This is a genomic window from Streptococcus shenyangsis, from assembly GCF_006385785.1.
Taxonomy (GTDB): Bacteria; Bacillota; Bacilli; order Lactobacillales; family Streptococcaceae; genus Streptococcus; species Streptococcus shenyangsis.
Map to the genome: position 1 here is coordinate 33594 of NZ_VFSH01000005.1, position 12757 is coordinate 46350.

The following is a 12757-nucleotide window of genomic DNA, read 5'->3' on the forward strand; positions in this document are numbered from 1 at the left end:
CCCTACTCATTGGTCTCATATAATTTTCGAAGGTTTTCAACATCCTCTTTCTGGATACCATAAAAAGAACCTGCTGGTTGCATCACAGACTTCTCATCTGTATGGTCCAAGCCAATAGCATGCCCCAACTCATGTTCTGCCGTATGGACAAGGCGCTCATAGGAATAGCCATAGTCAGGATTGGACAGATAATAATGATTCAACCGCACCGTGACAGACAAGAATTGTCCTGTTAAGAAGTTGGTTTGACTTTCCGCCTCTCCTGCCACAGGAGTGTTTCCATCGTTCATCTCCGTAGCCGTAATATCTGCCTTGCTGACCTCAGTCACGAGTTCAAAATTAAAAGCACCAGTTTGATTCCAATTCTGAATCGCTTCTAAATACGCCTCTTGAAAGCGTGAATTCATCTGGGGATCCAAGTAAATACGAGCAGAAGCCTGTGACCACCTTCCTTCAGAATGTTGGTGGCTATCAGTCTGGTTCAACTTAGGCAGTTGCCCTGTTCTTTCCCATTGGTCGATACTTTGTTGACCAATTTTTACCGACCGCTCTGCTTGCTTTAGCGCTCCTTGAAAATCCCCGTTCAGATACCAGAGAAAACCAAAAGCAAGAGCGCATAAGAGAACAACTATCCAAACCAGGCGCCAAAACAAACGCCACACAAAAGAAAAGAAAGCCCCTATCAAACGAAAAAGCCAACGCATATCTCTCCACCTTTCTAGCAAATAAAGTCTATTTTACTAAAACAAGCTGAAAGAAAGCTAAATACTGGCTTTTTCATCTTAACGTCCTAATATTTTTTTGAATAACTGAATAGCTTTGTATTTTAAAGGTGATGGATGGTAACGGAAAGTACCCGCTTTGCGTACAATATAGCCATTAAAATTTTGTTTAAAACGCAAAACACCATCACTACCATCAAAAATCCCTTGAATACCTAGGAAGTTGTATTTAGGTATTCCACGTTTTATACTTTCCAACATAACATATTTTTGAAGTAGCGCAGGGGCATAGAACTTATTAAATTCAGTGTAGGAACCACTAAAGAGGTAAGTCGTTTCCTGAGGCATATAAACAAATAAACTCCCGGCTAAAACAATATCTTCTTCTCCATATTTTTCAATCAAGTCTCTCGCTTCTGCTTTTCGAACTTCAAAAGTTTCAAATTGACTAGAATATTCTCTCAGTTGATTTTGTTTTTTCTCAGAATGAGGATTTTTACTCAAATCAAGTCGCAACTTGTCCAAGATTTCTTCTAGTTTACTTTGTTCACCTTGCAATTTGCTCATATACTCCGAAAAATTTAAGCTTGCTATGAGAAACTCCGCCTGTTCTCCAAATGAATCATAAAAGTGCTCATAATATTCTAAACTTTTATCACTATATTCTCTACGTTCAGAGGTTTCTTTTGTTATATTCTTAAAAATCGATAATTCTTCACGTTTTAACTTTTTCAACCGAATGCCAAACGTTTCAGCCTTTTTCACCAAGGGTTTGCCCTTTTTGCTAAAACTTTTAAGCAAATTCTTTTCAGTTAATTCAGTCAAATCTTTATAGTATAACCAATCTGGTTCTCCACCTGGATAACCCATTGTCAATCCATCAAATTGATAACCTAAATCAGTTAAACCTTGAATGATACTTTTTTTCTCAGCATCTATTGGATTACCTTCACTATCAAAAGTTTGATACGTTTCATAAGGTTTTACAAGCAACTCTAATACACCATTTTGCTTAGCATATTCTTTTAACTCCGCATAAAAAACTGGAAGAGCATCTTGTTGGGTATAAATCGGACCCGAATTGAGCTCCATATGCAGCCCCCCCAGCATGGGCAAGCTATAAACCAGAGCTGCAACTTGAATCTCTCCTTCTTGTTTCAAAGCAAGATAAACAATTCGAGCCCCTCTTTTGTCTAACAAGTCCCCCATCTGGACCGATTGCATAAAGGAACGAGAAGAAACCTGATCAGAATAAGTACGAAACTCTTCTTTCGTGAGTGTAGTTAGTGCCATATACTTACTTTCTATGTTTTTTTCTTAATGTTTTACGGAAATCAAGAGCAAGTCTTAACAGAGGATAGAGAGGATGAGTGGGCATTGTAAATTCACCCAAATATTCTTCAATCGTTGGATTAAATTTTTCCTTAAACTGATAAAGTCCACCATTGAGAGAGTTTTCAACACCACCTAAATTTTGCCACACCATACCTCGCTCAAAGGCATAGCGAGCCGTTTCATACCAAGTTAAAATTGGTGCATTGTAACGTTTAAAATCATCATCCATACCAGCATATAGATTGACAGAGGTAGTACCAAATTCCAAACTTAAAGTAGCCGATAAAGGAATGTTTGATTTTCCCATATTCATATATCCCTGCAAGAAATCTATTTCCTCTTCTAAACGTTCTTTTTCTTTTATATTTTCCTGAACTTTTGAAGATTTGGTTGCATCATTAAATTTTTCTGCAACTACTCTATTTTTTTCTAACTGTTCTTCTAATTCTCTTAAACGCTTAGAAACATCCAAACTCGTTAGCGTGATATAGGAATCTTCTTTGAAGTTATCTAATAATTTTTTATAATAGGCTTCGTTTCTTAAATGAATCTCTTTGCGCTTCTCAGTTTTTTTCATCAACTCCGAAAATGAATCTAATAGTTCCAGTCCACCATATTGAATTTCAAGCCCTTTGTTCCGTGCTGTTCGGATAGCTTGCCTCGTTGATTTAGAAAGTTTATCTTCTTCAAAATTTTCCTTATATATTTTCGCCTGAATACGAGGCTGAATGGTGTCATCCATCTCGATTGTCCGCCCAGACCACTTCACTCCTAGTTGCCCTAAAATCTCAACAATAGCAAGATTTTCAGGATATTCTCTTTTATCTTGATTAACCAAATGTTGAGATAGACAAATGCTTGGATCGAAAGTCACAAAAACCGCTCTCTTACTACGAGCATAAGACTTAATAGACTGCAGGACAAACTTTAAAAGTTCTGTATCCCTGTAATCCAATATAGGACCTCTTGGAATATAAAACATTTTATACCCCAAAGGCAGAGATTTTATGAGAATACTAGCCACAGCCAGTAAGTTCTCCCCTTCATAAACCCCAAGTCTCTCATGATTCCAATCAGATTTCACTTTTTCCCAAGCACTGCTTTGTAATAGATTAACCATGGGATGTTCTTTTACAAAATCATCATACTCTGATAATGGTATCCCAAGCTGATAACGATACATATTTTTCTCTCTTTCAACTAGTATCTCTCTACTATTTTACTATTTTCGATTAAAAAGTCTAGTGAAAATAGACTTCCATAATTGTTTTTAAGCCAAGAATAACTATAAATGGTAGTTTATTTATAAAAAACTAGCTCAATCTCTCTTCCAATTTGAAATCAATTGGTAGGGTTGCTAAAAAACCTTCCAATTGTTTTTCCCAATAATACCACTCATGAGTTCCAGCGCTATGGCTATAGGTCATATCAAAACCTAGTTTTTTGAGGTTTTTCACTGCCAGATTATTGGCTTCATACAAGAAATCCTGCTCGCCACACCAAGCCCAAAGCTTGGTCTTTTTGTCCGATTTTTTTGCCAGACTTTCAAGAGAATAAGGGCTAGTGGTCCAATCTTTAATTTCCCCAAACACACCTCTCCAATAAGCTGGCGTTCCCAAATTTTGGCTTTCAGGAGAAAAATCTTGAAAGCTCAGGGCGCCTGAAAAACTAGCTGCGTGAGAGAAACGATTTGTAGCAAGAGCCAATTTAAAGCAGCCATAGCCTCCCATGGAGAGACCAGCGATAAAGGTCTTTTCACGCTTACTGGTCATGTTAGGGAAGAAGCGTTTTAGAACCTGTGGTAATTCCACTGCTAGAGCTGTGTAATAGTCAAAACCATACTGGGTATCGGTGTACCAACCGTTGCTGGTATTGGGCATGACGACGATAAGATTGGTTCCTCGAAGCAAGCGTTCTACATTGGTTCGCTTGAGCCAACTATTATGATTGCCAGACATCCCATGCAAAAGATACAAGACAGGGATATCTTTACATTCTGGATCTTCCACTCGATTGGCATCAGGGTAGAGGACATTCACTCCCCACTCCATATCCAATACTTGTGAGTAATACTCAATTTTCATTACTGCCATGATTTTCTCCTTCTATTTTCCGATAAGAAAAAGCCGAAATTCGACTTTCTCTCTGTTTATTTCAAAGATTATTTCGCTTCCATGACTACTGGTAAAATAGCTGGACGACGCTTGGTTTGATCAAAGAGGTACTTGGTCAGATTATCACGAACCTTCCCTTTGAGATCTGCCCAATCAAAGTCATCTCCTTGAAGATACTCTTCAACCGTTTGGTTAATCAATTCTGAACTTTCACGGAGAATATCGCGACTCTTCTTGAGATAAACAAACCCACGCGTGTGAACACGAGCCTTGGCCACAATTTTCTTCTCACGACGGTTAACAGTAATTGCTACGATGAAAATACCATCCTCTGACAAGACCTTACGGTCACGAAGAACCACATTCCCAACATCACCGATGGCATTTCCGTCAATCAAGACATCCCCTGCCGAAACCGCTCCAGCTGGGACAAAGTCCCCATTCTCATAAGACATGCTGGTTCCCTTTTTAGGAATAAAAATGCGTTCTGGCAACATCCCAACTGCCATAGCAGCCTTAGCATGGGCATCCAACTCGCGGTATTCCCCTTGAATCGGGAAGAGATACTTGGGTTGCAAGAGATTGATCATCAACTGCAAATCACGCGCATTTCCGTGGCCTGACACACGTAAGTTTTGGGTGATCAATTTGACAACACCACCAGCTTGGTAAATCATATTTTCCACACGGGCCATAACTGCTTCTTTGGCGATAGATGGAGTCGTTACGATATAAACCAGGTCACCGTCCTTAATTTCCACATAACGGTGGCGACCAATTGACATCTTACGAAGACCGTTGATAGGCTCACCCATACGACCTGTCTCAAGGATGATCAACTCATGGTCTTCAAAACGAGACATATCTTTTGGTTTAATCAAAAGACTTTCGTTAGCTAGAGACAATTTCTTGAGGCGAATCGCAGTACGGACGATATTTTCAATATCAAACCCTGTCAAGACCACACGACGCCCTGTTGCATCCGCAGCGTCAAACACCTGCTGGATACGAGAGAGGTTGCTGGCTACTGCTGCAACAATGATACGACCATCCCAGTCCGCAATGGTTTGAGTGATTTCGTCCCCAACCTCACTTTCGCTAGCCACCTGGATATTACTATCTGCATTAGCTGAATCACTGAGAAGTGCTAGAACTCCATCACGACCGATTTCTGCCAAACGAGCGAAGTCTGTCGCATAAGATTCACTAGCTGTCTGGTCAAATTTGAAGTCACCTGTGTAAACGATGCTGCCTTCAGCGGTCTTCAAGACCACACCCAGACTCTCTGGGATCGAGTGGGTCGTACGGAAGAAGGAAACCACAGTCCCTCCAAAATCAATCTCCGTATCCTCATCAATGACATGGAAATCATTGAATTTCTTAACCGTATCATTTCCTTTGACAAAGAGTTTGGCCAATTCAATGGTCAACTCAGAGCCAAATACAGGTACCTTGGCTTCAGCCAAGAGATAAGGCAGAGCACCAATGGCATCCGCATGGCCATGGGTCAAGAAGACCCCTGCGATACGGTCGCTATTTTCAAAAAGGTAGTCCATATTTGGAATAACTACGTCTACCCCTAGTTGTTCATTTTCAGGGTACTTTAGACCTGCATCCAAAACGAAAATAGATCCATCGATTTCAGCGATATACATATTTTTCCCATTTTCACGCACACCACCAAGTGTTGTTAAACTGATATTACTCATTTTTCCTCCGAAAGCTTAATTTATCTTGATTATAGGGTTACTTGCCCTCTTATTCTAAAAGCACTATTACTTTTAGCCGAATCTTTTCCTACCATTATACCATTTTTTTGATGATTTTCAAAATGAAGATTTGTTTTCAAAAAAGAGCTGGTTGCCCAACTCTTTCCTATCTGCTATTCTTTTTCCATTAAAAAGTCATAAATTTCTTGCACAGTACCCAGCGCCATCATTTCTTGATCTTTGACGGTTTGTTTGAGATTTTGGTAAATCTGACTTTCTCCGATTTCCCGCTTTGGTGCCTCTTTATTCACTGTCATGACACCATCTGTGATCGTCACAAAGCCTAGTTCTTCAAATACTTGAATCATCTTGACCAGCAAGATTTGTTGAATATTGAGATAAGTGGCCAAATCTTTCAGCTTGTAGCGAATATCAAACTCTGGGAACTGGTAAATGGTCTTGTACAATTTAGCAAACTGCTCTCTAGTCCCATATCCTGTTAGATAGTAGGCCTTGTCAATATCATTTTTGAAATAAACAGCAGAGAAATGCTGTTCCTGAAAAATAGTTTTCAGCAGGGTAATATCCTCAGGAATGGTTTTCACTACAACAGCTTCACTAGTTTCTATATCTGGCACTTCTCCAGCAAAATCCAAGACTGGAACCCCTTCTGGCAAGACTGCATTTTTCCCACGAATGTTAAAGAGTTGAACACCCTCCACACGCGCATCCACCATCATCAACTGCAGGGCAGTTTGGCCATTCCATTGGTTGACAGACAATTTGACTGCCAGCTCTAGATTCTTGGTTTGAGAAAACTCTGTTACCCATCTGCCTTGTCCAAAGGCTACCACTTCAAAACTCGCCTCACCCTTGGAAATTTTCAGCTTGAGATGGGCATTGCCTGCCCCCATAGTACGGGCACTTTCGACCTGAAAATCCTTGATATAAAAGACAGGTTTCTGATTGTCCATGCCAAAAGGTGCCAAACGTTCAAAGTTCTTGACTGTTTCAAGACTCAAAGTCTCCAAATCCAACTCTTCATCTAGATTTAACTTGTTCTTACCAGCAGTATCTGCACCTTTTTCACGGACATAATCTTCCAAGACCTGAGATAAATCTGAAAGTTTCTCAACTTCCAGCGTCATGCCAGCTGCACCAGCATGGCCACCAAAGGCTATGAAGAGGTCTCGATGAGGATCCAAGGCTTCAAAAATATCGACCGCTTCCACACTACGAGCACTGCCCTTGGCACGACCGTCCTCTATATTGAGAACGATGACTGTCTGTCCTAGTTCTTCCAACAAACGACCAGCCACGATTCCTAGAACTCCAGGATTCCAGCCTTCCTTAGCCAAGACTTGGACCTTCTTCTCAGGATCCACCATAGTCTTGGCTTCTTCATAGATAGATTGCACGATTTCCTTGCGCTCTTCGTTTTTCTGATGAATCATAAGGGCAATCTCGTGTGCTTCCTCATCATCAAACCCAGTCAGCAAATCAATGGCAGGATTAGGATCATCCAAGCGCCCCAAGGCATTCAAACGAGGGGCAATCTGGAAACCAACTGTCTCTTCTGTCACTTCGTTGGCTGCAATCCCAGCTATATCCAGCATTTCTTGTAGACCAATGCGCTGAGTGTGCCCCAACATTTCCAGACCATACTGAACCAAGATACGGTTCTCATCCGTCAAACTCACCATATCCGCAATGGTACCAATAGCGACCAAATCAAGCAATTCCACTTGTACTTCTTCTAAAAGAGCACACGCCAGTTTGAAAGCCACTCCACAACCAGCCAAATATTTAAAAGGATAGTCCGCATCTGGATGCTCAGGATGGACAATAGCATAAGCATCTGGTAAGGTTTCAGGCATGGAATGGTGGTCAGTCACAATGACATCTACTCCCATAGACTGGGCCAATTCAATAGCCTCGTGACCAGCTACCCCATTATCCACAGTTACAATCAAGGAAATTCCTTCTTGCTCGATAAAATATTTATAGACACTGGCATTTGGTCCATAGCCATCGGTAAAGCGATTGGGCAAGTAAACACGGCACTCAGCGCCAAGCTGTTCCAAACTTTCCTTAACAATCGAAGCCGAAGTCATTCCATCCGCATCGTAATCTCCATAAATGAGAATATTTTCCCCTTCTTCAATGGCCTGACGAATCCGCTCCACTGCCTTATCCATATCATGAAGCAGATAAGGGTCGTGCAAGTCCTCCAAGGAAGGTTCTAAAAACTTCTTCAAACTTTCTTGGTCCTGAATCCCTCTCTCAAATAATAACCGAGCCACCTCAGGACCCAGTCCAGCCTTCTTGGCTATCTTTGTAAAATCCGCATCTTCTACTTGCGGGGCAAACTGCCATTCATAAGTAGGTGTTATCAAAAAGACATCCACTCTTTCTAAGAATTCTATCGCTTCATTATAACATGATTTAGGCTTTTTCTCTATCCAGATTGCTTTTTTATAAAATTTTAGTGAATTTTTTCAGATATGATTTGACAAGGTAATTCTTTTGGTGTAAAATCATGTTATAAAATCTAACACAAAGGAGATTCCTTATGGCTTTAGTAGAATTTGAACACGTCGAAAAATATTACGGAGACTACCATGCACTCCGCGACATCAATCTCCGTTTTGAAAAAGGACAAGTCGTTGTACTCCTAGGCCCTTCTGGTTCTGGGAAATCCACTCTTATCCGCACCATCAATGGTTTGGAGGCTGTTGATAAAGGAAGTCTTCTAGTAAATGGGCACCAAGTTGCTGGTGCCAGCCAGAAAGATTTGGTTCCTCTTCGCAAGGAAGTCGGCATGGTTTTCCAGCATTTTAACCTTTACCCTCACAAAACAGTGTTAGAAAACGTAACACTCGCACCCATAAAAGTTCTAGGAATTGATAAAAAAGAAGCTGAAAAAACAGCCCAAAAATATCTAGAATTTGTAAATATGTGGGACAAAAAAGATTCTTATCCAGCCATGCTATCCGGTGGACAAAAACAACGAATTGCCATTGCTCGTGGACTCGCTATGCATCCTGAACTCCTTCTCTTTGATGAACCAACATCTGCCCTTGACCCTGAAACCATCGGTGATGTTCTGGCTGTTATGCAAAAATTGGCCCACGATGGTATGAATATGATTATCGTGACTCATGAAATGGGCTTTGCCCGTGAAGTTGCTGACCGCATCATCTTTATGGCTGACGGAGAAGTTTTGGTAGATACGACCGATGTCGATGACTTTTTCGACAATCCAAGCGAACCTCGTGCCCAACAATTCCTCAGCAAAATCATCAACCACGAAAGTGACAAAGTAAAATAAGGAGGTCTCTATGAAAAAGAAATTCTTTTTATCAGCATTATTGATTAGCCTTTTCGGCCTTGCTGCTACAAAACTAGTGCAGGCTGATACCAGCGTCGCAGACATTCAAAAGAGAGGCGAGCTGGTTGTTGGTGTCAAACAAGACGTTCCCAATTTCGGCTACAAAGATCCCAAGACAGGGACCTATTCTGGTATTGAAACTGACTTAGCCAAGATGGTAGCTGATGAGCTTAAAGTCAAGGTTCGCTATGTGCCAGTTACAGCACAAACTCGCGGACCTCTTCTAGACAATGAACAGGTCGATATGGATATCGCGACCTTTACCATCACAGACGAACGCAAAAAACTCTACAACTTCACCAGCCCTTACTACACAGATGCTTCTGGCTTTTTGGTCAATAAGTCTGCCAAAATCAAAAGTATTGAGGACTTAAACGGAAAAACCATCGGAGTTGCCCAAGGTTCCATTACCCAACGCCTGATTACCGAACTGGGTAAAAAGAAAGGCCTGACCTTTAAATTCGTCGAACTTGGTTCCTACCCAGAATTGATTACTTCCCTTCACGCTCACCGTATCGATGCCTTTTCCGTTGACCGTTCTATCCTATCTGGCTACATCAGTAAGCGGACAGAACTACTAGATGATAGTTTCAAGCCATCTGACTACGGTATCGTTACTAAGAAATCAAATACAGAGCTCAACGACTATCTTGATAACTTGGTCACTAAATGGAGCAAGGATGGTAGTTTGCAAAAACTTTATGACCGTTACAAGCTCAAACCATCTAGCCATACTGCAGATTAAGGAGGACACCCTATGACAGATTTATCATCTTGGACAGCCTATTTTCAGGATTTTGGACAATTTTTCAATGGTTTCCTCTTCACCCTTGCCCTAGCGATTGGATCCTTTATCCTAGCCATGATTTTAGGCATCTTCTTCGGAGCCATGTCAACCAGTAAACGTCCGATATTGAGAATTTTGGCTCGCATATTTGTGGAGTTTTATCAAAACACTCCCCTCTTGGTGCAGTTTGTCATCGTTTTTTATGGTCTACCTCTAATCAGTGACCATATCATCATGATTCCGATTTATTGGACAGCTGTTCTCTGCGTAGGACTCTATCACGGAGCCTATATCGCTGAGGTGATTCGCTCAGGTATTCAGTCTATTCCTAGCGGTCAGATGGAGTCCGCCTTGTCTCAAGGCTTTACCTATATCAGTGCCATGCGCTTGATTATCTTGCCTCAGGCCTTTCGTATCATTCTCCCTCCTTTGACCAACCAAATTGTTAACCTCATCAAAAACACCTCGACAGTCGCTATCATTTCTGGAGTGGACTTGATGTTTGTAACCAAATCTTGGTCGGCTCTTAACGGAAACTATATCCCAGCCTTTTTAGGCGCTGCCCTTCTCTACTTTTCTCTATGCTTTCCTGTTGCCCAGTTTGGTCGCAAGATGGAGCAAACCAACAAAAAAGCCTATTCACTTTAGGAGGTTACTATGGAATCCATTTTAGAAGTTTTGACCCCAGATAACCTAGTCTTTATCTTTAAAGGATTTGGCTTGACCCTCTATATTTCTCTAATTGCCATCGTCCTCTCTACCCTTATCGGAACGGTGCTAGCCGTCATGAGAAATGGGAAAAATCCTGTCTTACGTATCATCTCCAGCATTTACATCGAGTTTGTGCGTAACGTTCCCAACCTTCTTTGGATTTTCACCATCTTTTTGGTGTTCAAGATGAAATCCACTCCAGCAGGCATTACCGCCTTTACCCTCTTTACCTCAGCGGCCCTAGCTGAGATTATTCGAGGCGGTCTCAATGCCGTAGACAAGGGACAATACGAAGCAGGAATGTCACAAGGCTTCACCTCAGTCCAAATCCTCTACCACATCATTCTTCCACAAGCTATTCGCAAAATGCTGCCAGCCATCATTTCCCAGTTTGTAACCGTAATTAAGGATACCAGTCTTCTCTACTCTGTTATCGCCCTACAAGAACTCTTTGGAGCCAGCCAAATTCTCATGGGCCGTTATTTCGAACCAGAGCAAGTCTTCAGTCTGTATATCCTGATTGCCCTCATCTACTTCAGCTTTAACCTAGCCATTTCTAGTCTGTCTCATATGCTAGCAAAACGTTGGCAACAATCTGCAGAATAAACAGCCACTCTCCAGTTAAATTGGAGAGTTTTTTGATGATAGTAGATATTTATAGACCTCAATTTGACACCATACTTTTTCTATGATAAAATGTAACAAATTTATTTACAACAAATCTAATCTTAATGAAATGGAATTTTCTATGAAATCACTCAAAGGACTACTCTTTATCATAGCTAGTTTTGTCTTGACTATTTTGACTTGGATGAGCACTTCTCTCCAATTCATGATTCCAGGACTAGCTTTAACAAGCCTATCTCTGACTTTTATCCTAGCCACTCGTCTCCCCCTACTAGAAAGCTGGTTCCACGGTTTGGAGAAGGTCTATACTGTCCACAAATTCACAGCCTTTCTCTCCATCATCCTACTCATCTTTCATAATTTTAGTATGGGCGGTTTGTGGGGATCTCGCTTAGCTGCTCAGTTTGGCAACCTTGCCATCTATATCTTTGTCAGCATCATCCTTGTCGCCTATTTAGGCAAATACATCCAATACGAAGCTTGGCGATGGATTCACCGCCTGGTTTATCTAGCTTATATTTTTGGACTCTTTCACGTCTACATGATGATGGGCAATCGTCTCCTTACATTTAATCCTCTAAGTTTTCTTGTTGGTAGCTATGCCCTTTTAGGCTTGCTAGCTGGTTTTTATATCATCTTCCTTTATCAAAAGATTGGCTTCCCTTATCTAGGGAAAATTACCAATCTCAAACGCTTAAATCACGATACTAGAGAAATTCAAATCCATCTTAGCAGACCTTTCAACTATCAATCAGGACAATTTGCCTTCCTAAAGATTTTCCAAGAAAGTTTTGAAAGTGCTCCGCATCCCTTTTCTATCTCAGGAGGTCATGGTCAAACTCTTTACTTTACTGTTAAAAATTCAGGTGACCATACCAAGAATATCTATGACAATCTTCAAGTCGGCAGCAAAGTAAGCGTAGACAGAGCTTACGGACACATGATCATAGAAGAAGGACGAGAAAATCAGGTTTGGATTGCTGGAGGTATTGGGATCACCCCCTTCATCTCTTACATCCGTGAACATCCTATTTTAGATAAACAGGTTCACTTCTACTATAGCTTCCGTGGAGAGGAAAATGCAGTCTACCTAGATTTGCTCCGTGACTATGCTCAGAAAAATCCTAATTTTGAACTCCATCTAGTAGACAGTAGGAAAGACGGCTATCTTAATTTTGAACAAAAAGAAGTGCCCGAACATGCAAGCGTCTATATGTGTGGTCCTCTTTCTATGATGAAGTCACTTGCTAAACAGATTAAGAAACAAAATCCAAAAGCAGAGCTTATTTACGAAGGATTCAAGTTCAAATAACCAACTACATTCTCCTGGAATTTCCCAGGAGTTTTTTCTACGCAAACAC

11 protein-coding genes are annotated in these 12757 nt (G+C 41.0%); 5 read left to right on the forward strand and 6 right to left on the reverse strand.

Translation table 11 applies throughout. From position 1 onward, the window contains the following. Positions 1–2 precede the first annotated feature (2 nt). From FJR77_RS04955 to recJ, 6 genes are all read right to left on the reverse strand, one after another. Positions 3–704 carry a M57 family metalloprotease gene (locus FJR77_RS04955; RefSeq protein ID WP_140833498.1) on the reverse strand — a complete coding sequence of 234 codons (702 nt, stop codon included), beginning with the start codon at positions 702–704 and terminating at the stop codon, positions 3–5. Positions 705–782: 78 nt separating this feature from the next. Continuing rightward, positions 783–2015 carry a peptidoglycan bridge formation alanyltransferase MurN gene (gene murN, locus FJR77_RS04960; RefSeq protein WP_140833500.1) on the reverse strand — a complete coding sequence of 411 codons (1233 nt, stop codon included), beginning with the start codon at positions 2013–2015 and terminating at the stop codon, positions 783–785. A 4-nt stretch (positions 2016–2019) separates the two neighbouring features. Continuing rightward, a complete protein-coding gene (locus FJR77_RS04965) occupies positions 2020–3240 on the reverse strand; it encodes an aminoacyltransferase (RefSeq protein ID WP_140833501.1) in 1221 nt (406 codons plus the stop codon). A 130-nt stretch (positions 3241–3370) separates the two neighbouring features. Next, the gene (locus tag FJR77_RS04970; protein WP_140833503.1) at positions 3371–4150 is read right to left on the reverse strand and encodes an alpha/beta hydrolase; all 780 of its coding nucleotides are present in this window, start codon (positions 4148–4150) and stop codon (positions 3371–3373) included. 68 nt (positions 4151–4218) lie between these two features. Continuing rightward, positions 4219–5880: a ribonuclease J gene (locus tag FJR77_RS04975; RefSeq protein WP_140833504.1), complete on the reverse strand. Its 1662-nt coding sequence runs from the start codon at positions 5878–5880 to the stop codon at positions 4219–4221. A 173-nt stretch (positions 5881–6053) separates the two neighbouring features. After that, a complete protein-coding gene (gene recJ, locus FJR77_RS04980; RefSeq protein WP_181146600.1) occupies positions 6054–8276 on the reverse strand; it encodes a single-stranded-DNA-specific exonuclease RecJ in 2223 nt (740 codons plus the stop codon). A 176-nt stretch (positions 8277–8452) separates the two neighbouring features. Between recJ and FJR77_RS04985 the strand changes: the two genes are divergently transcribed. The 5 genes from FJR77_RS04985 (at position 8453) to FJR77_RS05005 (ending at position 12708) form a co-directional block, all read left to right on the forward strand. Next, positions 8453–9211 (forward strand): amino acid ABC transporter ATP-binding protein, encoded by a 759-nt coding sequence (locus tag FJR77_RS04985; RefSeq protein WP_001229568.1) that lies wholly within the window; start codon positions 8453–8455, stop codon positions 9209–9211. A 10-nt stretch (positions 9212–9221) separates the two neighbouring features. Further along, entirely contained in the window at positions 9222–10016 is a 795-nt protein-coding gene (locus FJR77_RS04990) for a transporter substrate-binding domain-containing protein (RefSeq protein ID WP_140833506.1), read from the forward strand. 12 nt (positions 10017–10028) lie between these two features. Beyond that, positions 10029–10706 carry an amino acid ABC transporter permease gene (locus FJR77_RS04995; RefSeq protein ID WP_140833508.1) on the forward strand — a complete coding sequence of 226 codons (678 nt, stop codon included), beginning with the start codon at positions 10029–10031 and terminating at the stop codon, positions 10704–10706. A gap of 9 nt (positions 10707–10715) precedes the next feature. Continuing rightward, on the forward strand, positions 10716–11375 hold the full coding sequence (locus FJR77_RS05000) for an amino acid ABC transporter permease (protein ID WP_140833509.1): 660 nt from the start codon (positions 10716–10718) through the stop codon (positions 11373–11375). Between the two features lie 142 nt (positions 11376–11517). Further along, positions 11518–12708: a ferredoxin reductase family protein gene (locus FJR77_RS05005; protein ID WP_181146601.1), complete on the forward strand. Its 1191-nt coding sequence runs from the start codon at positions 11518–11520 to the stop codon at positions 12706–12708. Positions 12709–12757 lie beyond the last annotated feature (49 nt).

Excerpts from the sequence above, each read along its gene's own strand:
- FJR77_RS04955 (WP_140833498.1), bottom strand. The coding sequence starts at position 704 with ATGCGTTGGCTTTTTCGTTTGATAGGGGCTTTCTTTTCTTTTGTGTGG.
- murN (WP_140833500.1), bottom strand. The coding sequence starts at position 2,015 with ATGGCACTAACTACACTCACGAAAGAAGAGTTTCGTACTTATTCTGAT.
- FJR77_RS04965 (WP_140833501.1), bottom strand. The coding sequence starts at position 3,240 with ATGTATCGTTATCAGCTTGGGATACCATTATCAGAGTATGATGATTTT.
- FJR77_RS04970 (WP_140833503.1), bottom strand. The coding sequence starts at position 4,150 with ATGGCAGTAATGAAAATTGAGTATTACTCACAAGTATTGGATATGGAG.
- FJR77_RS04975 (WP_140833504.1), bottom strand. The coding sequence starts at position 5,880 with ATGAGTAATATCAGTTTAACAACACTTGGTGGTGTGCGTGAAAATGGG.
- FJR77_RS04985 (WP_001229568.1), top strand. The coding sequence starts at position 8,453 with ATGGCTTTAGTAGAATTTGAACACGTCGAAAAATATTACGGAGACTAC.
- FJR77_RS04990 (WP_140833506.1), top strand. The coding sequence starts at position 9,222 with ATGAAAAAGAAATTCTTTTTATCAGCATTATTGATTAGCCTTTTCGGC.
- FJR77_RS04995 (WP_140833508.1), top strand. The coding sequence starts at position 10,029 with ATGACAGATTTATCATCTTGGACAGCCTATTTTCAGGATTTTGGACAA.
- FJR77_RS05000 (WP_140833509.1), top strand. The coding sequence starts at position 10,716 with ATGGAATCCATTTTAGAAGTTTTGACCCCAGATAACCTAGTCTTTATC.
- FJR77_RS05005 (WP_181146601.1), top strand. The coding sequence starts at position 11,518 with ATGAAATCACTCAAAGGACTACTCTTTATCATAGCTAGTTTTGTCTTG.